The sequence below is a fragment of the Aminobacter sp. J44 genome (genome assembly GCF_007829415.1).
Lineage (GTDB): Bacteria > Pseudomonadota > Alphaproteobacteria > Rhizobiales > Rhizobiaceae > Aerobium.
In genome coordinates, this window is record NZ_VLJG01000013.1 from 62,917 (window position 1) to 89,859 (window position 26,943).

23 protein-coding genes and 1 pseudogene are annotated in these 26,943 nt (G+C 65.1%); 16 read left to right on the plus strand and 8 right to left on the minus strand.

The genetic code is table 11. From position 1 onward, the window contains the following. The first annotated feature begins 103 nt into the window (after positions 1-103). The gene (ileS, locus tag L610_RS07090) at positions 104-3,013 is read left to right on the plus strand and encodes an isoleucine--tRNA ligase (protein WP_144703834.1); all 2,910 of its coding nucleotides are present in this window, start codon (positions 104-106) and stop codon (positions 3,011-3,013) included. Positions 3,014-3,201: 188 nt separating this feature from the next. Then, positions 3,202-3,747 (plus strand): hypothetical protein, encoded by a 546-nt coding sequence (locus L610_RS07095; protein WP_034330272.1) that lies wholly within the window; start codon positions 3,202-3,204, stop codon positions 3,745-3,747. Between the two features lie 36 nt (positions 3,748-3,783). Here L610_RS07095 and L610_RS07100 read toward each other — a convergent pair whose 3' ends face one another. Next, the gene (locus L610_RS07100) at positions 3,784-4,212 is read right to left on the minus strand and encodes a nucleoside deaminase (RefSeq protein WP_246658952.1); all 429 of its coding nucleotides are present in this window, start codon (positions 4,210-4,212) and stop codon (positions 3,784-3,786) included. A 97-nt stretch (positions 4,213-4,309) separates the two neighbouring features. Between L610_RS07100 and L610_RS07105 the strand changes: the two genes are divergently transcribed. The 11 genes from L610_RS07105 (at position 4,310) to lpxK (ending at position 15,879) form a co-directional block, all read left to right on the plus strand. Beyond that, complete coding sequence (locus tag L610_RS07105; protein WP_051473244.1) at positions 4,310-5,836, plus strand: pseudouridine synthase; 1,527 nt, start codon at positions 4,310-4,312, stop codon at positions 5,834-5,836. 27 nt (positions 5,837-5,863) lie between these two features. Continuing rightward, on the plus strand, positions 5,864-6,418 hold the full coding sequence (rsmD, locus tag L610_RS07110; protein ID WP_024848652.1) for a 16S rRNA (guanine(966)-N(2))-methyltransferase RsmD: 555 nt from the start codon (positions 5,864-5,866) through the stop codon (positions 6,416-6,418). A gap of 103 nt (positions 6,419-6,521) precedes the next feature. Then, a complete protein-coding gene (locus L610_RS07115) occupies positions 6,522-7,874 on the plus strand; it encodes a pitrilysin family protein (protein WP_144703837.1) in 1,353 nt (450 codons plus the stop codon). Beyond that, positions 7,874-9,238: a pitrilysin family protein gene (locus L610_RS07120; RefSeq protein WP_084465979.1), complete on the plus strand. Its 1,365-nt coding sequence runs from the start codon at positions 7,874-7,876 to the stop codon at positions 9,236-9,238. The genes L610_RS07115 and L610_RS07120 overlap by 1 nt, the downstream gene beginning before the upstream one ends. Next, entirely contained in the window at positions 9,239-10,099 is an 861-nt protein-coding gene (locus tag L610_RS07125) for a patatin-like phospholipase family protein (protein WP_024848655.1), read from the plus strand. Positions 10,100-10,210: 111 nt separating this feature from the next. Next, positions 10,211-11,554 (plus strand): TldD/PmbA family protein, encoded by a 1,344-nt coding sequence (locus L610_RS07130; RefSeq protein WP_144703840.1) that lies wholly within the window; start codon positions 10,211-10,213, stop codon positions 11,552-11,554. Beyond that, positions 11,541-12,341 carry a 3'(2'),5'-bisphosphate nucleotidase CysQ gene (locus L610_RS07135; RefSeq protein WP_024848657.1) on the plus strand — a complete coding sequence of 267 codons (801 nt, stop codon included), beginning with the start codon at positions 11,541-11,543 and terminating at the stop codon, positions 12,339-12,341. The genes L610_RS07130 and L610_RS07135 overlap by 14 nt, the downstream gene beginning before the upstream one ends. Positions 12,342-12,484: 143 nt before the next feature. Continuing rightward, the gene (locus tag L610_RS07140; protein WP_034330257.1) at positions 12,485-12,721 is read left to right on the plus strand and encodes a DUF4170 domain-containing protein; all 237 of its coding nucleotides are present in this window, start codon (positions 12,485-12,487) and stop codon (positions 12,719-12,721) included. Positions 12,722-12,736: 15 nt separating this feature from the next. After that, a complete protein-coding gene (locus tag L610_RS07145) occupies positions 12,737-13,522 on the plus strand; it encodes a lysophospholipid acyltransferase family protein (RefSeq protein WP_024848670.1) in 786 nt (261 codons plus the stop codon). Beyond that, complete coding sequence (gene waaA, locus L610_RS07150) at positions 13,519-14,841, plus strand: lipid IV(A) 3-deoxy-D-manno-octulosonic acid transferase (protein WP_144703843.1); 1,323 nt, start codon at positions 13,519-13,521, stop codon at positions 14,839-14,841. The genes L610_RS07145 and waaA overlap by 4 nt, the downstream gene beginning before the upstream one ends. Before the next feature lie 6 nt (positions 14,842-14,847). Then, positions 14,848-15,879 (plus strand): tetraacyldisaccharide 4'-kinase, encoded by a 1,032-nt coding sequence (gene lpxK, locus L610_RS07155; RefSeq protein ID WP_024848659.1) that lies wholly within the window; start codon positions 14,848-14,850, stop codon positions 15,877-15,879. Between the two features lie 14 nt (positions 15,880-15,893). Here lpxK and L610_RS07160 read toward each other — a convergent pair whose 3' ends face one another. The 5 genes from L610_RS07160 to L610_RS07180 form a co-directional block, all read right to left on the minus strand. Continuing rightward, on the minus strand, positions 15,894-16,133 hold the full coding sequence (locus L610_RS07160) for a DUF2093 domain-containing protein (RefSeq protein ID WP_024848660.1): 240 nt from the start codon (positions 16,131-16,133) through the stop codon (positions 15,894-15,896). A gap of 76 nt (positions 16,134-16,209) precedes the next feature. Beyond that, positions 16,210-18,033, minus strand: coding sequence for a DNA mismatch repair endonuclease MutL (gene mutL, locus L610_RS07165; protein WP_144703846.1), 1,824 nt, complete (start codon positions 18,031-18,033; stop codon positions 16,210-16,212). 67 nt (positions 18,034-18,100) lie between these two features. Next, positions 18,101-19,153 (minus strand): amino acid ABC transporter permease, encoded by a 1,053-nt coding sequence (locus L610_RS07170; RefSeq protein WP_246658953.1) that lies wholly within the window; start codon positions 19,151-19,153, stop codon positions 18,101-18,103. Between the two features lies 1 nt (position 19,154). After that, positions 19,155-19,982: a transporter substrate-binding domain-containing protein gene (locus tag L610_RS07175; protein ID WP_024848663.1), complete on the minus strand. Its 828-nt coding sequence runs from the start codon at positions 19,980-19,982 to the stop codon at positions 19,155-19,157. Positions 19,983-20,080: 98 nt separating this feature from the next. Then, positions 20,081-21,259, minus strand: a complete 1,179-nt coding sequence (locus tag L610_RS07180) for an acyl-CoA dehydrogenase (protein WP_186441380.1) — start codon at positions 21,257-21,259, stop codon at positions 20,081-20,083. 258 nt (positions 21,260-21,517) lie between these two features. On the opposite strand from L610_RS07180, the gene L610_RS07185 reads away from it, so the two are divergent. Then, positions 21,518-23,569: a bifunctional diguanylate cyclase/phosphodiesterase gene (locus tag L610_RS07185; protein ID WP_144703853.1), complete on the plus strand. Its 2,052-nt coding sequence runs from the start codon at positions 21,518-21,520 to the stop codon at positions 23,567-23,569. Here L610_RS07185 and L610_RS07190 read toward each other — a convergent pair. Next, complete coding sequence (locus tag L610_RS07190; protein WP_144703856.1) at positions 23,566-24,015, minus strand: MarR family winged helix-turn-helix transcriptional regulator; 450 nt, start codon at positions 24,013-24,015, stop codon at positions 23,566-23,568. The genes L610_RS07185 and L610_RS07190 overlap by 4 nt on opposite strands. Before the next feature lie 110 nt (positions 24,016-24,125). On the opposite strand from L610_RS07190, the gene hmgA reads away from it, so the two are divergent. Beyond that, complete coding sequence (gene hmgA, locus L610_RS07195) at positions 24,126-25,487, plus strand: homogentisate 1,2-dioxygenase (RefSeq protein WP_144703859.1); 1,362 nt, start codon at positions 24,126-24,128, stop codon at positions 25,485-25,487. 55 nt (positions 25,488-25,542) lie between these two features. Then, positions 25,543-26,556 (plus strand): fumarylacetoacetate hydrolase family protein, encoded by a 1,014-nt coding sequence (locus L610_RS20330; protein ID WP_144703862.1) that lies wholly within the window; start codon positions 25,543-25,545, stop codon positions 26,554-26,556. Positions 26,557-26,669: 113 nt separating this feature from the next. Here the strand turns inward: L610_RS20330 and L610_RS20485 are convergent. Beyond that, positions 26,670-26,943: pseudogene (locus L610_RS20485) on the minus strand (transposase); the annotation flags it as partial.

Consider the following 26,943-nt stretch of genomic DNA (forward strand, 5'->3'; position numbering starts at 1 on the left):
GTCGCCGGAAGGTCCGGGATTCTTGCGCGTCTTCCACGCGCCCTGCCGTTTGACCATAGCCTTGCCCGCGAGCCGCTGCCCGGGCTGACGATGCGATGAGACCATGACCACCGCCGAAAAGATCGACTATTCGAAAACCCTCTATCTGCCGCAGACCGAGTTCCCGATGCGCGCGGGGCTGCCGGAGAACGAGCCGAAGCTCGTTGAACGCTGGCAGAACATCAATCTTTACAAGAAGCTGCGCGAGAGCGCCGCTGGCCGGCCGCTGTACGTGCTGCACGACGGCCCTCCCTACGCCAACGGCAACATCCACATCGGCCACGCGCTGAACAAGGTGCTCAAGGACGTCATCACCCGCTCGTTCCAGATGCGCGGCTATGACTCCAACTACGTGCCGGGCTGGGACTGCCACGGCCTGCCGATCGAGTGGAAGATCGAGGAAAAGTACCGCGCAGCCGGCAAGAACAAGGACGAGGTTCCGGTCAACGAATTCCGCCAGGAATGCCGCGAATTCGCGCAGCACTGGATCGACGTGCAGACGGCGGAGTTCAAGCGTCTCGGCATCGAGGGCGATTTCGAGAAGCCCTACACGACGATGAACTTCCACGCCGAGGCGCGCATCGCAGGCGAGCTGCTGAAGTTCGCGATGTCGGGCCAGCTCTATCGCGGCTCGAAGCCGGTGATGTGGTCGGTGGTCGAGCGCACCGCGCTCGCCGAGGCCGAGGTCGAGTACCACGACTATGAGAGCGACACGATCTGGGTGAAGTTTCCGGTCGTCAGCGGTTCGGACGAACTCGCCGGCACCCATGTCGTGATCTGGACGACCACGCCGTGGACGATCCCCGGCAACCGCGCCGTCGCCTTCTCGCCGCGCATTGCCTATGGCCTCTACGAGGTCACCGCTGCCGAGAACGATTTCGGTCCGCAGCCGGGCGAGAAGCTGATCTTCGCCGATGCGCTCGCCGAAGAGTCCTTCGCCAAGGCCAAGCTGCAGTACAAGCGCCTCGCCGATGTCTCCGGCGAAACGCTCGGTGCGCTTGAGCTCTCCCACCCGCTCAAGGGTCTTGGCGGCGGCTACCAGTTCCGCGTGCCGATGCTGGCGGGCGACCATGTCACCGACGATGCCGGTACCGGCTTCGTCCACACCGCGCCGGGTCACGGCCGCGAGGACTTTGATGCCTGGATGGATGCGGCAAAGGATCTTTCCGCGCGCGGCATCGACACCCGCATCCCGTTCACGGTCGACGATGCCGGCTACTTCACCAAGGACGCGCCGGGCTTCGGTCCGGACCGCGAGGGCGGTGCCGCACGGGTCATCGACGACAACGGCAAGAAGGGCGATGCCAACAAGGCCGTCATCGAGGCGCTGATCGGCGCCAACATGCTGTTTGCCCGCGGCCGCCTGAAGCACTCCTACCCGCACTCCTGGCGCTCGAAGAAGCCGGTCATCTTCCGCAACACGCCGCAGTGGTTCGTCTACATGGACAAGGACCTCGGCGATGGCACCACGCTGCGCACTCGTGCGCTCAAGGCGATCGACGAGACCCGCTTCGTGCCGCCGGCAGGCCAGACGCGCCTGCGCGCCATGATCGAGGACCGTCCGGACTGGGTGCTGTCGCGCCAGCGGGCGTGGGGCGTGCCGATCTGCGTCTTCGTCGATGCCGACGGCAACGTGCTGAACGACGAAAAGGTCAACGCCCGCATCCTCGAGGCATTCGAGGCCGAGGGCGCCGATGCCTGGTTCGCAGAAGGTGCGCGCGAGCGCTTCCTGGGCGAGCGCGCCGGCGAGCCGTGGCAGATGGTGACGGACATTCTCGACGTCTGGTTCGACTCGGGCTCGACCCACACCTTCACGCTGGAAGATCGACCGGACCTCAAGTGGCCGGCCGACGTCTACCTCGAGGGTTCGGACCAGCACCGCGGCTGGTTCCACTCGTCGCTGCTCGAAAGCTGCGGCACCCGCGGCCGCGCGCCGTACAACGCGGTCATCACCCATGGCTTCACCATGGATGAGGAAGGCCGCAAGATGTCGAAGTCGCTCGGCAACACGGTCGTCCCGCAGGAAGTCATCAAGCAGTCGGGCGCCGATATCCTGCGCCTGTGGGTGATGACGACCGACTACTGGGAAGACCAGCGCCTCGGCAAGAACATCATCCAGACCAACGTCGACGCCTACCGCAAGATGCGCAACACCATCCGCTGGATGCTGGGCACGCTTGCGCATGACGAGGGCGAGGACGTGCCGCTGGCCGAGATGCCGGAGCTGGAGCGCCTGATGCTCCACCGCATCGCCGAGCTCGACGAGGTCGTGCGCAAGGGTTACGACGCATTCGACTTCAAGCGCGTCACCCGCGCGCTGATCGACTTCATGGTCGTCGAGCTGTCGGCCTTCTACTTCGACGTTCGCAAAGATGCGCTGTACTGCGACGCACCGTCGAGCATCCGCCGCAAGGCATCGATCGTTGTTGTCCGCCACCTGTTCGACAACCTCGTCACCTGGCTGGCGCCGATGCTGCCGTTCACGACCGAGGAAGCGTGGCTTGCCCGCTACCCGAACGCCGTGTCCGTGCATCTCGAGCAGTTCCGCGACATTCCCGCCGAGTGGAAGAACGAGGAGCTTGCCGCCAAGTGGCGCAAGGTCCGTCAGGTCCGCCGCGTCATCACCGGCGCGCTGGAAATCGAGCGGCGCGAGAAGCGCATCGGCTCGYCCCTCGAGGCTGCCCCGGTCGTCTATGTCACCGACGCGGAGCTGCGCGCCGCGATCGCCGACATCGACATGGCCGAGGTCTCGATCACCAGCGACATCACCATCCTCGACAGCGATGCGCCGGAAGGCGCGTTCACGCTCGACGATGTGAAGGGCGTTGCCGTCGTGCCGGCCATGGCGAAGGGCACCAAGTGCGCCCGTTCCTGGCGCTATACGACGGACGTGGGTTCCGATCCGGAGTTCCCGGACGTTTCGGCCCGCGACGCTGCGGCACTTCGCGAACTGAAGGCGCTCGGCCGCCTGTAGACAAATCCTCAGCGCGTTGTCCGCAATTGCGCTATGGGTTAGCTATAGGTTAAAAGGCGGCGCGGTGGTGCCGCCTTGTTGTCGCCGGATTGTCTGGCAAGAACAGGTCAGTTTAGGCGTTCAACGCCGGTTTGAGAGGCTGTGCAGTGAAGATCGATCGCATTGAGACGCGCGGGCGCATCCCGCTGATGATTGGCCTTTCCGCGTCCTGCGCTGCTGTTCTTCTGGCTGGCTGCATGTCCTCGCCGACCTACGGCACCGGAAAGACCGCCAACCAGCAGCTGATGGAAGACGTCACGGGCATCCTCGCGCTCGGTCCGCAGGACAAGCCGGACATCCGCTACACGCCGCGCGGCGAGCTGGTGCGTCCGCCCACCACCACGGTGCTGCCGGAGCCGCAGCAGGAAGTCGCTTCCGCCGAGAACCCGGCCTGGCCGGAATCGCCGGAGGAGCGCCGCCGCCGCATCCGCGCCGAGGCTGACGCCAACAACGGCGCAAGCCCGTCGGTCGTCAATACCAAGGACCAGCGCATCGAGCTGCAGCGCCGCATCCGCGAGGGCCAGCAGGGCGAGGCGACCAACCGCCGCTACCTCAGCGAACCGCCGCTCACCTACCGCCAGCCAGAGGCCGGCGCCGCCGCAGGTGACATCGGTGTCGACGAGGCCAAGAAGGCGCGCGATGCCAAGCGCGCTGCGGGTAAGTCGTCCTGGCGCGATTACGTTCCGTGGCTCTAGGCTGATTGCCTGACTACCGGCGCTGAACCTGTAGACTCAGCGCCTTTCCTTGAAAAAGGACTTCAGCATTTCGGCTGATCTGATTTCGCCGATGCCCGAATAAACTTCGGGCGCGTGATGGCAGGTCGGCAGGTTGTAGAGCCGCGCGCCGCTCACGACGGCACCGCCCTTTTCGTCAGCCGCACCGAAATAGAGCCGTCTAATCCGCGCAAACGAGATAGCAGCAGCGCACATCGGGCATGGTTCGAGGGTTACGTAGAGATCCGCGCCGGGCAGGCGCTCGCTCATTTCCTTGCCACAAGCCTCCCGGATGGCAAGGATTTCCGCATGGGCGGTCGGATCGTTCAGTTCCCTTGTCCGGTTGCCGCCGCTGCCGATAATCTGCCCGTCCAGAACCACGACGGCGCCGATCGGTACTTCTCCCCGCATGGCAGCGGCCTCCGCCTCGGCGAAGGCGGCATCCATGAAGGACACAGGTTTCATAGACAACGTGTCGATGACATTTCACTCGCAAGGGCCAACGTGCTCTGATAGTTACCCGCGCTGAAAGGCGATTGCCACCATGGTTGATGACAAAAACAAACCCGCCGGCGCAGGCGGAAAGGGGCGTGGCCCCAAGAAGCCGTTTGCCGGTGGGCGTAACGGCGACAAGAAGCCGTTCCAGCGCCAGGATGGCGCCAAGCGTGCCTTTGCCGGCAAGGACGGCAGCGCGCCGAGAAAGCCGCGCCCCGGCAAGCGCGAGCGCCAGGAAGAGGTGGCAGGCGCGGCTGGCGAGCGCCCGCGCTTCCAGAAGCGCGACGGCGACAAGCGTCCGGCCGCTGGCCGTGGCGGCGACAAGCCGCGTCCGTTCAAGCGTGACAATTTCCGGCGCGACAATGCAGATGCCCCAGCCGCGGCAGATGGCGGCGAGCGTATCGCCAAGCGCCTTGCGCGCGCGGGCATTGCCTCGCGTCGCGACGCCGAGGGCCTGATCGTCGACGGCCGCATCAAGGTGAATGGCAAGGTGCTGACCAGCCCGGCAGTCAACGTGAAGCCGACCGACAAGATCGAACTCGACGGCAAGGAAATCCCGCCGATCGAGCGCACGCGCCTGTTCCTGTTCCACAAGCCGGCCGGGGTGGTGACGACCAGTCGCGATCCGGAAGGCCGCAAGACCATCTTCGACGTGCTGCCGGAAGGGCTGCCGCGTCTCGTCACGGTCGGCCGCCTCGACATCAACACCGAGGGCCTGATCCTGCTCACCAATGATGGTGGTCTCGCCCGCGTGCTCGAGCTGCCGTCGACCGGCTGGCTGCGCCGCTACCGCGTGCGCGTCCACGGCAAGGTGGAGCCGAAGGCGCTCGAAGGCCTCAAGGACGGCATTGCCATCGACGGCGTGTTCTATGGTGCGATCGAGGCGACGCTCGACCGCGAGCAGGGCACCAACGCCTGGCTCACCGTTGGCTTCCGCGAAGGCAAGAACCGTGAGGTCAAGAACGTGATGGGCGCGCTCGGCCTCGAGGTGACGCGCCTGATTCGCGTCTCCTACGGTCCGTTCCAGCTGGGCGAGCTTGCCGAAGGCGAGATCCGCGAGCTGAAGGGCAAGGCACTGCGCGACCAGCTCGGCGAGCGTCTGATCCAGGAATCGGGCGCGAACTTCGACGCGCCGATCATCAACGTCTTCTCCAACAAGCCGGTATCCGCAAAGACCCAGCAGCAGGAAGAGAAGGCGGCGGAGCCGGTCGAGCGACCGAACCGTAAGCGCGAGCGCGAGCAGAAGCGCGAGGACGCACTTGGCCGTCTCGACACGCGCAAGCCGCCGCGCGCCGGTGGCGACAGGAGCGCAGGCGCCGGCAGAGGTGCAGGTGCCGGCAGGAAGCCGTCGCGCCGCCGCGAGGATGAGATCGTCGAACAGCGTCCGCGCAAAGCCAATGTCTGGATGGCGCCGGGGGCGCGTCCCGTCGGCGAAAAGAAGGCGTCGGAGCTTTCCGAGCGCCGCTATGCCGGCAAGCCGCGCCCGCAGGGCAAGTCAGGGAAGCCGGGCAAGCCGGCGGGCGGTCGCCCGTTCAAGCCGGGTTCCGGCCCGCGCAAGCCGCGCGGCGACAAGTAAATCCAGAGGGAAGAAGCGGGGCAGGCGATGCGGATCGTTGGCGGGGATATGCGTGGACGGGCGCTGGCAACACCTCGTTCCAGCGCCATCCGCCCGACGACCGATCGCACCCGCGAGGCGGTGTTCAACGTCATCGCCCATAGCTATCCGGAGCATCTCGAGGGCGTGCGCGTCCTCGACCTGTTCGCGGGCACCGGGGCACTCGGCCTCGAGGCGCTGTCGCGCGGGGCTTCCTACTGCGTCTTCGTCGAGGAATCGGCGGAAGGACGCGGCCTCATCCGCACCAATGTCGAGACCTTCGGCCTGCAGGGCCGGACAAAGATCTTCCGGCGCGATGCGACGACGCTCGGCAGCGCCGGAACGCTGCAGCCGTTCAAGCTCGTCTTCGCCGACCCGCCCTACGGCAAAGGATTTGGCGAACTTGCCCTGGCTGAGGCCATCAAGGGTGGCTGGCTCGAGCCTGACGCGCTGATCGTGGTGGAAGAAGCTTCCGCCACGCCTTTCCAGCCGGTTGCGGGCCTGAAGCTCGTCGATCGCCGCGACTACGGCGACACGACGGTCACGTTCTGCCGCAACGCCTGACTTTCGTCACTCTTCGCCGCGAAGACGGTGGCAGTCGCGCGGGGATAGGCGCGCGACGGTGGAGGCGCTATGTCTTCCATGGCGTCAGCAGAAGGAAGATCAGATGAATTTGATTCCCGGCGCGGTGCGGCGAGCCGCAATCGCAGCGGTCTTCATGACAGTGCCCGTCACTGCATTTTCCGAGCAGGCACCCAGCGTAGATTATTTCAGCCTCGACAACGGGCTTGAGGTTGTCGTCATTCCCGACCGGCGCGCGCCGGTGGTCACGCACATGCTCTGGTATAAGGTGGGCAGCGCCGACGAGGATCCGGGCAAGTCCGGCATCGCCCACTTCTTCGAGCACCTGATGTTCAAGGGCACGACCAACCACGCCCCCGGCGAGTTCTCCGCGCGCGTGGCAGAGGTTGGCGGCCGCGAGAACGCCTTCACCTCCTACGACTACACCGCCTATTACCAGCAGGTCGCGCCGACCGAGCTGCGCACCATGATGGAGTTCGAGGCCGACCGCATGGTCAATCTCGTCCTCACCGACGAGGTGATCGGGCCCGAGCGCGACGTCATCATCGAGGAGCGCAACTCGCGGGTCGAGAACGATCCGTCGTCACTTCTGAGTGAAGAGGTTTCGGCGACCCTCTACCAGAACCATCCCTATCGCATCCCGGTGATCGGCTGGATGCACGAGATCGAGCAGCTGAACCGCGAGGACGCGATCGACTTCTACAAACGCTACTACGCGCCCAACAACGCGGTGCTGGTCGTCGCCGGCGACGTCGATCCCGGCGAAGTGCGCGAGATGGCGACCGAGATCTATGGCAAAATCCCGCGTGGTCCCAAGCTCGAGGAGCGCGTGCGCCCAACCGAGCCGGAGCAGAACACCAAGCGTACCGTCCAGCTGACGGACGACCGCGTCGCGGTGCCGAGCTTCTCCAAGCGCTGGGTGGTGCCGTCGTACCGTACCGCCGAGCCGGGCGAGGCCGAGGCGCTGGACATCCTTTCCGAAGTTCTTGGCGGCGGCCTGCGCAGCCGCATCTATCAGGAACTGATCGTCAAGCAGGGCATCGCTTCGTCGGCTGGGGCGTTCTACCAGGGCGTCTCGCTCGACGACACCAGCTTCGGCGTTTACGGCTCGCCGCGCGGCGAGGCGACGCTCGAACAGGTCGAGAAGGCGATCGATGCCGAGATCGCTAAGATCGTGGACGAGGGAGTTACGCAAGACGAGGTCGAAAAGGCTAAGAAGCGTTACCTCCGCTCGATGATCTTTGCCCGCGACGACCAGTCCGGCATGGCGCGCATCTACGGTTCGGCCCTGACCACGGGCAGCACCGTCGAGGACGTCGCCAAGTGGACCGACAGGATCCGCGAAGTCACCCCCGAGGCAGTGCAGAAGGTGGCGAAGAAGTACCTCGATGACCGGCGCTCGGTTGCCGGCTACTTGCTGCCCGAGGAGGCGAACTGATGGCGAGCATTATGATGAAGAACAGGCAGGGCACGAGCCGCCTGACGCAGCTTTGCGCGACTGTCCTGCTCGCGGTCGCCTTCGTGACCATGCCGGCGGTGCTGGCCGCGCGTGCGGGCGTCGACATCCAGGAGGTGAAGTCCGACAGCGGCGTGACCGCGTGGCTGGTCGAAGACTATACGGTCCCGATCATCACCGTTCGCTTCGCCTTCAAGGGTGGTACCACGCAGGACCCTGCCGGCAAGGAAGGCATCGCCAACCTGATGACCGGCCTGTTTGATGAGGGTGCGGGCGACCTAGACTCTGACGCCTTCCAGCAGCGCCTCGATGAGGTCGGCGCCGAGATGAGCTTCAGCGCGACGCGCGATGCCATCTACGGCCAGATGCGCATGCTGGCCGAGGAGCGCGACAACGCGTTTGACCTCTTGCGCCTTGCGGTCAACTCGCCGCGCTTCGACCAGCAGCCAGTCGACCGTATCCGTGCCCAGCTCAACACCCAGATCCAACGCGCGCTGCGCGATCCGAACGAGCAGGGCATGGAGAAGTTTGCCAAGGCGCTCTACGGCGACCACCCTTACGCCCGCCGCTCGGATGGCAGGCTGGAGTCGCTTGGCTCGGTGACACCGGACGACCTGCATGCACTCCACAAGCGCATCTTCGCTCGTTCGAACCTGCATGTCGCCGTCGTTGGCGCCATTGATGCCGAGACGCTGAAAAAGGAACTCGACCGCGTGTTTGGTCCGCTGCCGCAGGACCCGGATCTCGTGCCGATCGAGCGTACGCAGCCGAAGCTCGGCCAGGTGGTGCACCATCCGTACAACCTGCCGCAGGCGACGCTGCAGCTGGTCTATCCCGGCCTCGAACGCGAGGATCCGGAGTTCTTTGCCGCCTACATCATGAACCATGTTCTTGGCGGCGGCACCTTCTCGTCGCGCCTGTTCAACGAGGTGCGCGAAAAGCGCGGCCTTGCTTATGGCGTCGGCTCCGGCCTGCAGACTTCCGATTATTCGGATGCGCTGGTGATCGGCACCTCGACCCGCGCCGACCGGGCTGAGGAAGCGCTCGCGGTCATGCGCGAGACGATCTCAAAGCTCGCCGAGGAAGGCATTACCGAGGACGAGCTGACTACCTCGAAGACATATCTGATCGGCGCTTACCCGATCAACAACCTCGACTCCTCGTCCGCCGTTGCCTCCACGCTGCTTGAGCTGCAGCGCGACAACCTCGGCATCGACTACATCGACCGCCGCGTCGGCTATATCGAGGCGGTGACGAAGGAACAGGTGAAGGCCGCCGCGCAGCGCCTGCTGAAGTCGGAGCCCGCCATCCTCATCATCGGACCGGAGCTGAAGAAGGAAGAGTAGATGGACGCACGGCCGCGCGACCCCACCTTCGCTATCGCTTTCGGCGGCGGAGGCGCGCGCGGCCTTGCGCACATCCACATCGCCGAAACGCTGGATGAGCTCGGCATTCGCCCGGTTGCGATTGCCGGCTCGTCGATCGGTGCCATCGTCGGCGCGGGCGTTGCCGCCGGCATGAGCGGCCGCGAAATCCGCGAGTATACGGTCGAAACCCTCGGGCGGCCGGCCGAAGTGGCGGCAAGGGTCTGGCGCTCGCGTCCCAGCAACATCGCCGGGGTGTTCGGCGGTGGCGTGCGCATCGGCCAGTTCGACATTTCGCGCATCCTGCGGGCCTTCCTGCCCGCGGCATTGCCCGAACGCTTCGAGGATCTGACGATCCCGCTCGCGGTGACGGCGACCGACTTCTACGGCAATGAGGAGATCGTCTTCGACAGCGGCGAGCTTTTGCCGGCCGTGGCCGCATCGGCGGCGGTACCCGGCATCTTCCGGCCGGTCGAGCGCGGCGAGCAGCTCTTGATCGACGGCGGCATTTCCAACCCGGTGCCGTTCGACCTTTTGATGGACAAGGCCGACATCGTCATCGCCATCGATGTCGTCGGCACGCCTAACCCCAACCGCGAGGGACGCCCCGGCTCGATCGATCTGGTGTTAGGCGCGGGCCAGATCATGATGCAGTCGATCACCTCGCTGAAGCTGCAGCGCTCGCGCCCGCACATCATGCTGCGCCCGCCGGTGTCGAAATTCCGCATCCTCGACTTCCTGAAGGTAAAGCAGGTGCTGGAGGAGACGGCGGCGATCCGCGACGAGCTCAAGTTCGCCATCGAGCAGGCTGTCGAGCGCTTCAACGCCGAGGACCTTGCCTGAAGCCGGTGCTTTCGGCGCGGAGCAACCGTCCGGCCATTGCATCCGGGCGGCCCGGGCCATAGATGGAAAGATAATCCCGCCTAGCCCTTCCGGGCGCAGATGAGAGTGACAATGAGCGGACCTATCAATTCAAGCAGCCTCGTTGATCTCGTGGCGCGCCTCGTGGAAGCTGGGCGCAAGGCAGGCGCCGTTGCGTGTGATGCTGTCGCCATTCGCTCGCGCTCAACCAACGTCTCCGTCCGCCTCGGCAAGGTCGAGGGAACCGAGTCGTCCGAAAGCGACGACGTCGCCCTGCGCGTCTTCGTCGGCAAGCGGGTGGCAAGCGTGTCCGCAAACGCGTCCGCCGATGTGAACAGGCTCGTCGAGCGCGCCGTCGCCATGGCACAGGCCTCGCCTGAAGATCCCTACCAGGGGCTCGCCGACGAAGCGCTGCTTGCCCGCGCGCCGAAGGATCTCGACCTGTTCGACGCGACTGAGGTTTCCGCCGACCGGCTGCGCGAGGACGCGCTGGCGATGGAAGAGGCGGCCCTTGCCGTGAACGGCGTCACCAACTCCGGCGGCGCCGGAGCCTCGGCCGGCATGGGCGGGCTGGTGCTTGCCACCTCACACGGCTTCCTCGGCCAGTACATGGCGACCCGCTTCACGCGTTCGGTCAGCGTCCTCGCAGGCGAGGGCACCGGCATGGAGCGCGACTACGACTATTCCTCGCGGCTGCACTTTGCCGACCTCGACGCCAGCGCCGAGATCGGCAAGCGTGCGGGCGAGCGCGCGGTGCGCCGCCTTGGCGCGCGCAAGGTGAAGACCGGCCCGGTTACCGTCATTTACGATCCGCGCGTGGCGCGCGGCATTGCCGGACATCTGGCCGGTGCGATCAACGGCGCCTCTGTTGCCCGCAAGACCAGCTTCCTGCGCGACCGCATGGGCCAGCAGGTGGCTTCCGCCGCCATCACCGTCACCGACGAGCCGCTGAAGATCCGCGGCCAGTCCTCGCGTCCGTTCGACGGCGAGGGTATTGAAGGCCAAAAGCTGACGATGATCGACCGGGGCGTCCTGAACCACTGGTTCCTGTCGTCATCGGCCGCACGCGAGCTAGGCCTCGTCACCAACGGCCGCGGTTCGCGTTCGGCGTCTTCCGTATCGCCGTCCTCGACCAACCTTGCGATCGAGCCGGGCGAGCAGTCGCCGGAAGAGATGATCCGCTCGCTCAAGTCCGGCTTCTACGTCACCGAGGTGTTCGGGCAGGGCGTCGACATGGTGACGGGCGACTATTCGCGCGGCGCGTCGGGCTTCTGGATCGAAAACGGCGACCTGGCCTTCCCGGTCGCCGAGGTCACCATCGCGGCAAACCTCAAGGACATGTTCATGAACATGCTTCCCGCGAACGACCTCGACCGCAACTACGGCACCGCCGCTCCCACACTCCTGATCGAGGGCATGACGCTTGCCGGCGAATGACGCACTTCTGGCCGACCTTGAGGCAGATCTCCGGCTGATCCGGGATGCGGCGCGCGAAGCCGGCGAAATCGCCATGCGCCACTTCCGCAACGATCCCGAGACCTGGTTCAAGGAAGGCTCCTCGCCGGTCAGCGAAGCCGACATCGCCGTCGATGAATTCCTTCGGCGCGAACTTTTGTCGGCGCGGTCGGACTATGGCTGGCTCTCCGAGGAAACCGCCGACAACCGCGAGCGCCTGAAGGCGCGCCGCACCTTCGTGGTCGATCCGATCGACGGCACCCGTGCCTTTATCGAGGGCAAGCCGACTTGGTGCGTGTCGATCGCGGTGGTCGAAAATGGCATCTCGCTGGTGGGCGTGCTCGACTGTCCGGCCAAGCAGGAAATCTACGAGGCGACGCTGGCGAGCGATGCGCTGCTGAACGGCGAGAAGATCACTGTCTCAGCCAATCCCGTCGAGCCTCGCATCGCGGGCCCAAAGCAGATGATCTCGCTCGCTCCTCCCTATATCCGCCAGGGGCCGGTTATCCCTTACGTGCCGTCGCTGGCCTACCGCATCGCGATGGTCGCGAACGGGCAGCTCGACGCTACCTTCGTCAAGCCGAACTCGCATGACTGGGACCTTGCCGCTGCCGACGTGATCCTGCGCCGGGCGGGCGGAAAGGTGCTCGACACCAACGGGGCCGCACCGCTCTACGCGGGCGAAAATCCGCGTCATGGCGCGCTGGTGGCAGGTAGCGGCAAGCTTCTGGGTGATATGGCCGGAGTGATTTCCGGCATGGAATCCTAGCGATTCGACTGTTGCCCAATTGGTGACATTTGGACGTGATGTTACCTAAATGGTTACATATTTGCGCAAATTGATTCCGATCCAGCGCGCGGGCAATCCCTGTTCGCCTGGCAACCTCAATCAACCGGCGGGCGTTATTCATCATGGCTGATGAGAAAGAAAACAAACAGCTTTTGCACCTCGTATTCGGCGGCGAGTTGAAGTCGCTTTCCGGCACGGAGTTCCGGAACGTGAATGAGCTCGACATCGTCGGGATCTATCCGGACTACAAGTCGGCGGAAGTCGCATGGAAGGCGAAGGCGCAGGCGACCGTCGACAACGCGCACATGCGCTACTTCATCGTGCATCTGCACCGTCTGCTCGACCCGCAGACAGCCTGAGGCGTGCACCAGCGGATGAGAGAGAATTTGCCGTCAGCGGAAGTGACCGCGCACACCCAGGAGAAACGCAGCAAGCGTCCCCTGAAGCGCTTCTGGCAGAAGGTACGTCACCCTCTGACCAAGTCGCCGTTCGCGCGCACCGTGCTGACTTATCTCATCACATTCGCCGTCAAGCTGGTCTACAAGACCAACCGCATTGCCCGGGATTCCGATGACGTCGAGCTGGCGATCACCAAATACTCGCCGGCGATCGCGGCGCTGTGGCATGGCCAGCACCTGCTGGCCCCGGCCTTCAATCCGCGCAGGAACAAGATCGTCGCGCTGTTTTCCCGCAGCGCCGACGCGGAGCTGAATGCCCGCGTTGCCGAAAAGCTCGGCTTCGGTGTCGTGCGCGGCTCGGGCGGCCGACAGGACGCAGCCTCGGCAGGCAAGGGCGGCGCGCGTGCGCTGTTGGCGCTCAAGAAGACGCTGGACCAGGGCATCAATGTCGCGATGATCGCCGACATCCCGCACGGCACGCCCCGTTCTGCTGGCCTCGGCATCGTGACGCTGGCAAAGCATTCCGGCCGACCGATCCTGCCGGTCGCGATTGCCACAAGCCGCCGCAAGGTGCTTGAAAGGAGCTGGGACAAGACGACGATCAACCTGCCGTTCGGCAGGCAGGCGATCGCGCTGGGAGAACCGATCCATGTGCCACCGGAGGCCGACGAGGCAATGATGGAAGCGAAACGCCTCGAGGTGACGGCGGCGCTGAACGCGGTTACCGAGCGCGCCTACAGACTGGTCGACAATCCGCGATGAGCGAGCGCTGGGCACGGTTCATCCTCGGGGCCTACCGCTGGGCCGGCGCTGCCGCCTACCCGATGGTCGGCGGCTACGTTGCCTGGCGCGCCTCCAAGGGCAAGGAAGACCGCAGCCGCCGCCGGGAGCGCTATGGCCGTGCGAGCCACGACCGGCCCGATGGCCCACTGATCTGGGTGCATGCGGCGAGCGTCGGCGAGACCATTGCCGTGACGCCGCTGATCCGCGAGATCCACAGCTACGGCATCAACATCATCCTGACGACCGGCACGGTAACTTCCGCGCAGGTCGTGCAGGAGCGGCTCGCCGACGTCGTCATCCACCAGTACGTGCCGCTTGACCTGAAACCGGCGATCAGCCGCTTCCTCGACCACTGGACCCCGGATCTTGCCATCATCGCCGAGTCCGAAATCTGGCCGATGACGATCATGGAGCTCGGCCGGCGCCGCATCCCGCAGGTGCTGGTGAACGGCCGCATGTCCGACCGCTCCTTTGCAAGCTGGAGCCGCCGCAGCTATCTCGCCGAGGCCCTGTTCGAGAATTTCGCGCATGTCGTCGCCCAATCGGACACCGATGCCGAGCGCTTCCACACGCTCGGCGCGCGGCCCGTCTCCGTCTCCGGCAACCTTAAGGTTGATACCGTTCCGCCGCCGGTCAACGAGGCCGAGCTGCAGCGCCTGCGCCGCTCGATCGGCGAGCGCAAGACCTGGGCCGCCGTTTCCACCCACGACGGCGAGGAGGCCGCAGCCTCGGAAGTTCACCGGCTGGTGCGGACCCGTCATCCGGACCTTCTGACGATCATCGTCCCGCGCCATCCCGACCGCGCCGACGCCATCGAGGAAGCATGTGCTGCGATGGGGCAGTCGGTTGCCCGCCGCAGCCGGCGTGACGAAATCACCGACGAGACGGACATTTTCCTTGGCGACACCATCGGCGAGATGGGGCTCTACCTGCGCCTCACCGAGATCGCATTCGTGGGCCGCTCGCTGACCGCACAAGGCGGCCAGAACCCGCTCGAGCCTGCCATGCTCGGCACGGCGGTGCTGTCGGGCCGCAACGTCCAGAATTTCCGCGAGTCCTACCAGAAGCTCGCCGCAGCCGGTGCCGCCCGCTTCGTTCGCGACAAGGAGGTGCTGGCGGGTGCCGTCAACTACCTCCTGATCAACGATGCCGAGCGCGAGAAGATGATGCAGGCAGGCATAAGCACCGTCGAGGAAATGCGCGGTGCGCTGGTCAAGACACTGCAGGCGCTGCAGCCCTACATCGACCCGCTCATCGTCCAGTCGCGCCTCGGCGCGGGTTCCCATGGCGGGCGCTGACGGCGGATGGTGAGCGAGGCGCCTCCCTTCTGGTGGACGAAGGCCGATTGGCGCGCATGGGCGCTGTGGCCAGCATCGGCCATCTATGGCGCAGTCGCCCGCAAGCGCCTCGTCAATGCAAAGCGCGAGAAGATGCAGGCGCCGGTGCTCTGCGTCGGCAACCTGACGGTCGGCGGCTCGGGCAAGACGCCGGTCGCCGTGGCGCTGGCAAAGACGGCGCGGGAGATGGGCCTCAACCCCGGCATCCTGTCACGCGGCCATGGCGGGTCGGTCGGCCCGCATCCGCATCTCGTCGATCCGCATCATGACAGCGCCCGCCATGTCGGCGACGAACCGCTGCTTCTCGCACGCGCCGCACCCGTCGCGGTGACGCCTGATCGTGCTGCGGGCGCTCGGCTGCTGATCAACCACGGCTGCGACCTGCTCATTATGGATGACGGCTTCCAGAGCGCGCGCATTCACATCGACTATGCGCTGATCGTCGTCGATGCGCGGCGCGGGATCGGCAACGGCCACACTATTCCCGGCGGTCCGATGCGCGCGCCGCTGATCGACCAGATGCGCTTTGCCGATGGCGTGCTGAAAATGGGCAAGGGCAACGCCGCCGACATCGTCGTCCGCCAGGCCGCACGTGCCGGCCGCCCGTTCTTCCAGGCGTCCGTTAAGCCGTTTTATCCCGAGGGGCTGGCTGGCTCGCGCTGCCTTGCCTATGCCGGCATCGGCGATCCGTCAAAATTCTTCGACACGGTCCGCGGTTCAGGCGCGGAACTCGTGGTCGCGAAGTCCTTCGGCGACCACTACTTCTTCAGCGAGTTCGACGCGCAGGAACTTCTGTCCACTGCCGACGAGCAAGGGCTGGAGGTGGTTACGACCGCGAAGGACTACGTGCGCCTCGATCATTCGGGCCCGGCGCTGGAGGAATTGCGCCGGCGCTCGAAGGTGATCGAAATCGAGGCCGTGTTCGAGCTGGATCGGGCGCCGCGAACGATCATCCAGTCGACGCTCGAAGCCTGGCGCCGCCGGCGGCTCGGCAATTAATTGGAGGTAGGGCGTCAGCCCTTGCGGCGCTGGCGCAGCTCCGGGTTCATCTCGAGCTCGCGCTGCAGCGAGACCTCGGCATTCACGTAAGGCTCCTGCCGCGCGACGCTCCAGTACTTCAGCTCGTCGATCGGAATGATCTCGCCGGTGACGGCGCAGCGAACGAACGAACCGGGCGTCAGGACCTGAAAGTCGCCGTCCAGATAGCGAATACGTGCTTCCTTGCCGCCAGGGCCTTCAAAACGGTTCATCATTCTGCGTCACCTTTCTGAGAGCCTTCCACCACCAAAGCGCCTCGCGGTCAAGCTTCCGGCTTCTCAGTCTCCATGTCTAGCGCCGGCCGAACAATCGTTCGATGTCGGCAAGCTTGAGTTCTACATAGGTCGGCCGGCCGTGATTGCACGTGGCTGACCCTGGGGTAGCCTCCATCTGTCGCAGCAGCGCGTTCATTTCCTCGGGCCGAAGCCGGCGGCCGGAGCGCACCGAACCATGGCAAGCCATCGTTGCCGCAATGGCGTTGAGACGCTCGGTCAGCGTCTCGACGGTGTCGTGCTCGGCGATCTCGTCGGCGAGGTCGCGGATCAGCTGCTGCACGTCGACTTCGCCCAGCATCGCCGGCGTCTCCCGCACGGCCACGGCGCCGGGGCCAAAGCGCTCGAGGCCGAGGCCGAACTTGCGCAGCATGTCGGCATGGCTCGCCAGCCGGTCGGCATCCTCTTCCGGCAGGTCGACGATCTCCGGCAGGAGCAGCATCTGCGCTGGCATCGGGCGGGAGGCAAGCGCCCCCTTCAGCGCCTCATAGACCAGCCGCTCGTGTGCCGCGTGCTGATCGACGATGATCAGCGAGTCCTCGGTCTGGGCGATGATGTAATTCTCGTGGATCTGCGCGCGCGCCGCACCGAGCGGCATCGCCTTCAGCTCGGGCGCGGGCTCGACGGTAGCCGCGCGCGCATCGGCGGACGGGCGCATCGCCTCCGCAAAGGCCGCTTGCGCAGCCTCGGCGAACTCCATCGGCCGGTGGAACGAGGTCTGCGGATTGAAGCCAGGGGAGGGCTGCGGCCGCCAGTTGTAGCCGTTGCTGCCGCCGGGGCTGGTGTTAGCATAGCTGTTGCCGGAGCCACCGGGGCGGAAGGCGTCGACCATGGCGCTTGCCGCCGAGGTGGAGGGCCTGATGCCGGCGCCCGAAAGCGCCTGGCGGATCGAGCCGACGAACAGGCCGCGGATGAGGCCCGGGTCGCGGAAGCGCACGTCGGCCTTCGCCGGATGGACGTTGACGTCGACGAACATCGGCTCGACATCGAGGAACAGCGCCGTCACCGCGTGGCGGTCGCGCGGCAGGACGTCGGCATAGGCGCCGCGGATCGCCCCTGCCAGTGCCCGGTCTCGCACCGGACGGCCGTTGACGTAAAGATACTGCAACAATGCATTGGCGCGGGTGTAGGATGGGATCGAGGCAAGGCCGGTGAGGGCCGCGCCTTCCCGGTTCGCGTCGATGCGAAGGGCATTGTCGACGAATTCGCGGCCGAGGATCTGCGCAATGCGTTCCTCGATCGTGTCGCAGGCGGGAAGGTCCAGCGTCGAGCGGTCGGTGCCCGACAGAGTAAAACGCACCTGCGGGAAGGCGATGGCGATGCGGCGCACCAGCTCGGTGATGGCGCCTGCTTCGGCGCGCTCGCCCTTCATGAACTTGAGGCGGGCAGGGGTGGCGTAGAACAGGTCCCGCACCTCGACCATCGTGCCACGGTTGGCCGCAACCGGCCGCACGGAGGAGACGCGCCCGCCCTCGACGGTGATCTCGTGGCCGCTGTCGGCATCGGCAGTGCGCGAGCGGATCGTCAGCTTGCCGACTGAGCCGATCGACGGCAATGCCTCGCCACGGAAGCCGAGCGAGCGGATGTCGTGGATGTCTTCGCCGAGCTTGGAGGTGCAGTGCCGCTCGACGGCGAGGGCAAGGTCCTCGGCGTCCATGCCGCTGCCATTGTCGGTGACGCGCAGGAGCGTGAGTCCACCGCCAGCCGTCGCGATCTCGATGCGGGTCGCGCCCGCGTCGAGCGCGTTCTCGACGAGTTCCTTGACGACGCTGGCAGGGCGTTCGATCACCTCGCCGGCGGCAATCTGGTTGATGACGGTCTCTGAGAGGTGACGGATTCGCATCCCTTCATCCTAGAGGGATTCGGGCTGGAACGTCAGGTGTTGAGGTCCGTCATCAACCGGAGGAGGGTTAGTTGCGGCGGTTGGCGTAGCCCTTGCCGTAGTAGCGCTCGATCCGTGACTGGATCAGCTCGAAGCAGATCGACAGCACCCAGTAAATGATCGCGGCTGCGATCAGCATCTCGAACACGCGGAAGTCGCGGCGGCCGACGATCTGCGCGGTGCGTGTCAGCTCCCACACGCCCATCACCGAGACGAGCGACGAGTCCTTCAGCATGGCGATGAACTGGCTGCCCGTCGGCGGCACGATGAAGCGCATCGCCTGCGGCAGGATGATCTTGCGGAAGGTCAGGCTCTTGTTGAGGCCGAGAGCGGCGGCGGCATCATGCTGGCCGTGCGGGACCCCGAGGATGCCGGCGCGGAAAATCTCAGCGAGATAGGCGCCGTAGCACAGCGACAGGGCAAGGATGCCCGACGGCACCGCATTCAGCGCGAACTGTGGCCCGAGCTGAGGCAGGCCGAGATAGATCACGTAGACCTGGAGCAGCAGCGGCGTGCCGCGGAAGAACGAGGTGTAGAAGGTCGAGGCAGCGTAGGCGAGGCCGTTGTTCGACAGGCGCGCGAGGGCCGCGGCCATCGCGAGCACGCTGGCGAAGGCGATGGAGATGATCGACACGTACAGCGTCGTCACCGCGCCAGTGGTGATCAGGTAGGCGAAATTGGTCTGGCCGTCCTGGCTGCGCTGGAACCATATCGAGAAGTCGCGGTCGAAGCTGCTGACGAAGGCGACGAAAACGATCAGGAGTTCGACCCAGACGATGGGTACCTGATACTTGAACGGCAGCAGCCGCAGCAGCATCAGGTTGATCCAGACGGCGGCGGCGATCAGAATTCCGGTGAGGGCGTGCAGAAAAAAGCCGGGCTCCGTATCGGGCCCGGTCGCTCCCGCTGTCAGCGGCGCGATCAGCCCGCCGAGCCGGGTTCCGCCCAGTTGCAGCCATATCAGCGCGACCGCGAGGCAGCAGATGACGATCGCTTCGGCGCGCGAGGGCTTCAGCCTTTCGAGAATCGAGCGCGCGGGGTCGTCCCCGCGCAGCTCATCGTGTGTAAGTGGAACCGTCACCTTACTTGACCGTGGTAAGATCCACCCCGTACCACTTTTCCGACAGCGCCTTCAGCGTGCCGTCCTTGTGCATCTCCGCGATGATCTCGGCGATCTTCGCGTCGAATTCGGGGTCGCCCTTATCGGTTGCGACGGCCAGCGGCTCGTAGAAGGCCGGCTCGCCGACGACGCGCATCGGATAGCCGTTCTTGATCGCTTCCTGGATCGTAGGCAGCGCCGAGAACACGGCGTCGAGGCGCACCCCGTCGCCGAGGCGCAGGTCGTCGAAGGCGTTGGTGTCGGACTCGTAGGTCTTCAGCTCGCCGGCCTTGACCTGGTATTCGAAGGGCGGGGTACCCTCGGCGTCGATCACCAGGTCCTGCATCAGGTAGGCGTCATAGGTGCAGCCACCGCAGGAACCGATCACCTTGCCGTTAAGCTCGTCGAGGCTCTGGACCTTGGAGTCGGTATGCACGGCAAACGCAGCCGGGGTGTAGTAGTAGATCGCCGGGAAGTTCAGGACTTCCGCGCGCGCCTTGGTCGGGGTCATCGAGCCGACGGCGACGTCCCAACGGCCCGACCAGCCGCCCGAAACCATCATCTCCCACGCCGGCGTAACGCTGGCGAACTCAACGCCGAGGCGCTTGGCGATTTCCTTGCCGACGCTGACGTCGAAGCCGTCCATCTCGTTGTTGTCGTTGAGGAACGACTGCGGCGGGTAATCAGCCTCGGAAGCCATCGTCAGCTTGCCGGTCTTCATGACGCGGTCGAGCGTCTCGCCGGCGAGTGCAGGCGAAGCCAGCATCGCCACTGCCGCGGCGAGAACTGCCAGTTTGGTCTTCATGTGAATGCTCCCATTTGCCTGGGGATGCTCCCCTTGTTGAAATCCCCGAATCTCATCTGGCGGGTGCCTCTTGGGAGGCACCCTTCATGGTGTTTGCCGGACGCCTAGAAGAACGCCTGCAGGCCGGTCTGCGCGCGGCCAAGGATCAGCGCGTGGACGTCGTGCGTGCCTTCGTAGGTGTTGACCGTTTCCAGGTTCTGCGCATGGCGCATGACCTGGTACTCGATCTGGATGCCGTTGCCGCCGTGCATGTCGCGGGCCATGCGAGCGATGTCAAGCGCCTTGCCGCAATTGTTGCGCTTCACAAGGGAGATCATCTCCGGCGCGAACTTGCCCTCGTCCATCAGCCGGCCGACGCGCAGCGATCCCTGCAGGCCGAGCGCAATCTCCGTCTGCATGTCGGCAAGCTTCTTCTGGAAGAGCTGCGTCTGCGCGAGCGGACGATTGAACTGCTTGCGGTCGAGGCCGTACTGGCGCGCGCGGAACCAGCAGTCCTCAGCCGCACCCATCACGCCCCAGGAAATGCCGTAGCGGGCGCGGTTGAGACAGCCGAACGGGCCCTTGAGGCCGGAGACGTTCGGCAGCAGCGCATCTTCGCCGACCTCGACATTATCGAGGACGATCTCGCCGGTGATCGAAGCGCGCAGCGAAAGCTTGCCGCCGATCTTCGGCGCGGACAGGCCCTTCACGCCCTTTTCGAGCACGAAGCCGCGGATCTGGTTGTCGTGAGCGGCCGACTTCGCCCAGACCACAAAGACGTCGGCGATCGGCGCGTTCGAGATCCACATCTTCGAACCGATCAGGCGGTAGCCGCCGTCGATCTTCTCGGCGCGGGTCTTCATGCCGCCGGGATCGGAACCGGCATCCGGCTCGGTCAGGCCGAAGCAGCCGATCCACTCGCCGGAGGCGAGCTTCGGCAGGTACTTCTTGCGCTGCTCTTCCGAGCCGTAGGCATAGATCGGGTGCATGACGAGCGAAGACTGCACACTCATCATCGAGCGGTAGCCGGAATCGATGCGCTCAACCTCGCGCGCGACGAGGCCATAGGAAACGTAGCCGGCGCCGACGCCGCCATACTCTTCGGGGATGGTGACGCCGAGGAGGCCGGCTTCGCCCATTTCGCGGAAGATCGCCGGATCGGTCTTTTCCTCGAGATACGCTTCTTCGACGCGCGGTGCGAGCCGGTCAGCCGCGAATGCCGCCGCTGTGTCACGTATCATGCGCTCGTCTTCCGTCAGCTGGTCGTTCAGCAGAAACGGATCGTCCCACGCGAAAGAGCCCATTTTGTCGTGGAGCGGGGCATTCATGTTCATTCACTCACCACAAGAAAAATTAATTCCAGATCGCCAGATTAAAGAGGTTCAGGCCGTTGGCAACCAGCTTGTGTGGCATAGCCCCCGGCTAAGTCGCTGTACCACCATTTCTCTGTAAGACTTCATTTGCCGGAATCTATGGTTGCACGCTCTGCCGTAGCACGGTTCCCCCGGTGTTAACCAGTTGCCTGCATGGTGCGCTGGGGCCAAGAAGTTTGGGGTCAATACATGGCGGGCGGGAATGCCGGTGGTGCGGAGCGTCTGGTCGCGAAGATCAAGGCGGCCTATTGGCTGGCGCTGATGATCATCGTCGCGATGGTGCTGGCTGCTTACGTCATGCTGCAGAGCATGATGGCCGACCACCGCCGCTATGAGGAAGTCATCGCCCTGATCGGCTCCCAGAAGGCGCTGTCGCAGCGCATCGTATTCCTGGCGAACGCGGCCACATTGCGGGAGCCGGAGCGGACCGGACCGCTGGTCGGGCTGCTGCGCGACGCCACACGCCAGTTCGAGACCAACAACGCCTGGCTTGCGCAGTGGGTCGACAGCGTCGATGCCCCGCAGATCAGGGAGATCTTCTACCGGCAACCCTTCCACCTCGAATTCTTCTCGCTGAACCTGGTGGCAAATGCTCAGAGATTGATTGCTTCGCTGGAGACGATGCTCGGGCTACGCCGGTCAGATGGAGTCTACGTCGGGGGCAGGGAGCGGGCGCACCTCGACGAATCCGGCGCCAACGCCACCCTCAACGGTTTCGAGGCACTGGAGACGGAGCTGCAGAAGCAGTCGCGGGCCGGCCTCGACGATATGCTCAAATTCCACCGCTACCTGTTCCTGGCGACGATCGGCGTGATCTGCATGATCGCGCTGTTCATCTTCAGCCCGATGGCCGAGCTCATCCGCCGCCGCACGACCCAGCTGGTCGAGGCGCGCAACGCGATGGCTTACCTCGCCGTCCATGACGGCCTCACCGGTCTCTACAACCGCAGCTTCATGCGCGAGAAATTCACGAAACTGATCGACGCGACGCTGAGCCGCGATAAGCAGCTCGCCGTGGTCCAGCTCGATCTCGACCGTTTCAAGCAAATCAATGACACGCTCGGCCACGCCGCCGGTGACTATGTGCTCGCCACTACCGCGCGCCGCCTCAAGGCAAGCTGCAGGCCCTCGGATGTCTGCGCGCGTCTCGGTGGCGACGAATTCCTGATCGTCCTGCCGGATGCCGGCACCCGCAGCGACATCGAGCGCTTCGTGCGCGGCGTCCTCGAGCGGGTGAACGAGCCGATCGTCTACAAGGGATCAACCATCTTCTCCCGGGCAAGCGCGGGCGTTGCCATCTGCCCACCGGATGGCATCGACCCCACGGTCCTCGTCGTTCATGCGGACCTTGCGCTCTATGCGGCCAAGAAGAATGGCGGCTCGTCGGTCGAATTCTTCTCCGACGAACTGCGCCAGGACCTCGAGCACAAGCGCCAGCTTGAAGCCGACCTCATCGAGGCAATCGCGGCGGAGGCGTTCGAGGTCTACTTCCAGCCGCAGGTGTCGCTGTCGACCGGCCGCACGACCGGCGTCGAGGCGCTGGTGCGCTGGCGTCACCCGAAGCGCGGCATCGTCTCGCCGGGCGAATTCATTCCCGTGGCCGAGCGCGCCGGAATCATGCACTCAATCGGCCGCATCATCATGAAGAAGGCGATCGGCGAAGCCGCCAACTGGTATCGCAGCGGCATCGAATTCGGCCGCGTCGCCATAAATGTCTCCGGAACCGAACTGCGCGAGAGCGACTACACCACCTTCCTGTTCTCGGTCATCGAGGAGTCCGGACTGCCGGCGAGCCATTTGTCGCTGGAGATCGTCGAGTCCGTCATTCTTGACGACGACAAGACCGGTGTCGCCTCGAAGCTGCGCCAGATCCGCGCAGCCGGCGTGCATCTCGAACTCGACGACTTCGGCACCGGCTACGCCTCGCTGACCCATGTCAACCCGCAGGAGATCGACCGCCTCAAGATCGACCGCCGCTTCGTCCAGAACATCGACCTAGACGGCGATCATGCCAAGATCGTCCGCGCGCTGGCGGAGCTTGCCCGTTCGCTCGGCATCTCGGTCGTGGCCGAGGGCGCGGAGACGGAAGCGGAACTGACAGCGCTGATGACGCTTGGCTGCGACGAGGTGCAGGGCTACGCGGTCGCCTTCCCGATGCCGCCTGCCGAGGCCCGCGACTGGCTGCAGGCGCGCATGCCGCGCAAGAGCCGGACGGCCGAAGGCCAGACCCTGTCGGTTTAACCGGCGGCGATCACCTTGCCTTCAAGCGCTGCGAGGCCTGCGACCAGCGATTTGCGGTCTTTTTCGGTGAGCATTGCAAGCAGTTTCGCCTCGAACTGTCGCGCAACCGGCACCATCTCGCGATAGGCTTCGTGGCCCGCGCGAGTCAGCGTCAGGTGCTCGGTCCGGCGATCCTGACCGTCCGGCTCGCGCGTCAGCCATCGCCGTTTTTCCAGCGCCAGCACCGCGCGCGACACCTTGGTCTTGTGCATCGACGAATGCCGCGCGACGGCTGTTGCCGTCATCGTCCCGTACTGGCCTAGCGTTGCCAGCAGCCGCCACTCTGGCCGGGTGAGGCCATAGCGGCTGCGATAGAGCTGGGAGAATTCGCGGCTAACCGCATCGGCCAGCCGGTTGAGCCGGTAGGGCAGGAACTCTTCCAGCGAAAGAACGGCATCGTCGTTCATCGGCGTCTTCGTTGATAGTTACATTTTCGACGGTTACAGATGTAACTATCTCAGCAGAAGTCAACAGGTTGCCTGATCCGGGGAGGGCGGGAGGCAACCGGGAGGAAACGATGAACGACCTGAGCACGCCTTCAGCCGCGCGCGCTGCGCAGCAGACGACCGCCTTTGCTTACATGCCGGGCTTCGGCAACGACTTCGAGACCGAGAGCCTGCCGGGCGCCCTGCCGCAGGGCATGAACTCGCCACAGCGTCCTGCCTACGGCCTTTATGCCGAGCAGCTGTCGGGGTCGCCCTTCACCGCGCCGCGCGGCGCCAATGAGCGCTCCTGGCTCTACCGCATCCGCCCGAGCGTGCGGCACCACCAGCGGTTCAGGCCGTATGCGCTGCCGCTCTGGAAGTCGGCGCCCAATGCCGGCGACAACGAGCTGCCGCTCGGCCAGCTGCGCTGGAATCCGACGCCGATGCCGGAGGAGCCGACCGACTTCATCCACGGCATCCGGACCGTCACCACTGCCGGCGATGTATACGGCCAGGCCGGCATGGCCGCGCATGTCTACGTCGCCAACGCCGACATGATCGACGACCACTTCTTCAATGCCGACGCTGAAATGCTGGTCGTGCCGCAAATGGGCGGCGTGCGCTTCCGCACCGAGATGGGCGTCATCGAGATTCAGCCGGGAGAGATCTGCATCCTGCCGCGCGGACTGGTGTTCAAGGTCGAGCTGATCGACGGGCCGGCGCGCGGCTACATCTGCGAGAACTACGGCGCCAAGTTCACGCTGCCGGACCGTGGCCCGATCGGCGCCAACTGCCTCGCCAATCCGCGCGACTTCAAGACGCCGGTTGCCTGGTTCGAGGAGAAGGAGACGCCCTGCCGCATCTTCGTCAAATGGTGCGGCAGCTTCCACGTCACCGAAATCGGCCACTCGCCGCTCGACGTCGTCGCCTGGCACGGCAACTACGCGCCCTACAAATACGACCTTTCGACCTACTCGCCGGTCGGCGCGATCCTGTTCGACCATCCGGACCCGTCGATTTTCACCGTGCTGACCTCGCCCTCGGGCGAGGAGGGGACGGCCAATGTCGACTTCATCATCTTTCCGCCGCGCTGGCTGGTCGCTGAGAACACTTTCCGCCCGCCCTGGTACCACCGCAACATCATGAGCGAGTTCATGGGCCTGATCCGCGGCCAGTACGACGCCAAGGAAGAAGGCTTCGTTCCTGGTGGCATCAGCCTGCACAACATGATGCTGGCGCACGGGCCGGACGCGAGCGGCTTCGAGAAGGCATCGCGCGTCGAACTCAAGCCGGTGAAGCTGGAGAACACGATGGCCTTCATGTTCGAGACTCGCTTCCCGCAGATGGTCACGCGTTACGCGGCAGCGCTCGATACTCTGCAGGACAACTATCTCAACTGCTGGTCCGGGCTGAAGAAGCGTTTCAACGGCACGCCGGAAGGCGATTGGAGTTGATGCGTTCTGCTGCAATACTGCAGCGGAAACTTCGCTGGTCAGGGACGGAGACAGCATGAAACTTGCCACACTGAAGGACGGCATGCGCGACGGAAAACTCGTCGTCGTGTCGCGGGATCTGACCCGCTACGCAGACGCTTCCTTTCTCGTCCCGACGCTGCAGGCAGCGCTGGATGACTGGCAGCGAATTTCGCCGCATCTCGAGGCGCTTTACGAGGGGGTCGAACACCGCTCGATCCCCTACGACCGTTTCCATGAGCACCATGCCCACTCGCCGCTGCCGCGCGCCTACCAGTGGGCGGATGGCTCGGCCTACGTCAATCACGTCGAGCTGGTGCGCAAGGCGCGCGGCGCCGAAATGCCGGCCAACTTGTGGACCGACCCGCTGATGTACCAGGGCGGCTCGGACTCCTTCCTTGGCCCCCGCGACCCGATCCTGATCGGGGACATCACCTGGGGCGTCGACATGGAGGGCGAGATCGCCGTCATCGTCGGCGACGTGCCGCAGGGCGCCACTGTCGACGAGGCACGCGCGGCGATCCGGCTCGTCATGCTGGTGAACGACATCTCGCTGCGCGGGCTCATTCCCGGCGAGCTGGCGAAGGGCTTCGGGTTCTTCCAGTCGAAGCCGTCATCGGCCTTCTCGCCCGTGGCGGTGACGCCTGACGAACTCGGTGAGGCCTGGGATGGCGGCAAGGTCCATCTGCCGCTCTTGGTCGAATACAACGGCAAGCCGTTCGGCCGCGCGAATGCCGGCGTCGACATGACCTTCGACTTCCCGACGCTGATCGCGCATGCGGCGAAGACGCGGCCGCTCTGCGCCGGCACGATCATCGGTTCAGGCACGGTGTCGAACAAGCTCGACGGCGGCCCCGGCAAGCCGATCGCGGAAGGTGGAGCGGGCTATTCCTGCATCGCGGAAATCCGCACCATCGAGACGCTGGAGCACGGCGCGCCAAAGACGCCGTTCATGCACTTTGGCGACACGGTGCGCATCGAGATGAAGGACAAGGACGGCCACTCCATCTTCGGCGCGATCGAGCAAAAGGTGGAGAAGTACGAGAGGTAGGGGGGGCGTCCGCGGAGCTCGGGGCGGGGCTACGATGTGCCGTGCAGGGCAGTTGATCGTTTTGCCTTCACTGCTGATGCGGTTGAGGTGTTCCGGCATGGCAACTGTGTTTGTCATGCGAAGGCTTTGCCGTCTCGGAGCATGGCGTTGAGCACGGTGACGAGCTTTCGGGCAACGGCGATGATGGCGACCTTCTTCGATCCGGAGCGCCGGGCAATGGCGCTGTAGAAATCCTTGAAGCGCTGGTTTTGCCCGGATGGCTCCAAGCGCTGCCATGTAGAGTGCCTTGCGCACCCGCGGCCTKCCGCCRGCAATGGCGCGSCGGCCGCGCTTCTGACCGCTGTCGGCGTTGAACGGCGCAAGCCCGGCAAGCGCCGCCGCCGTCTT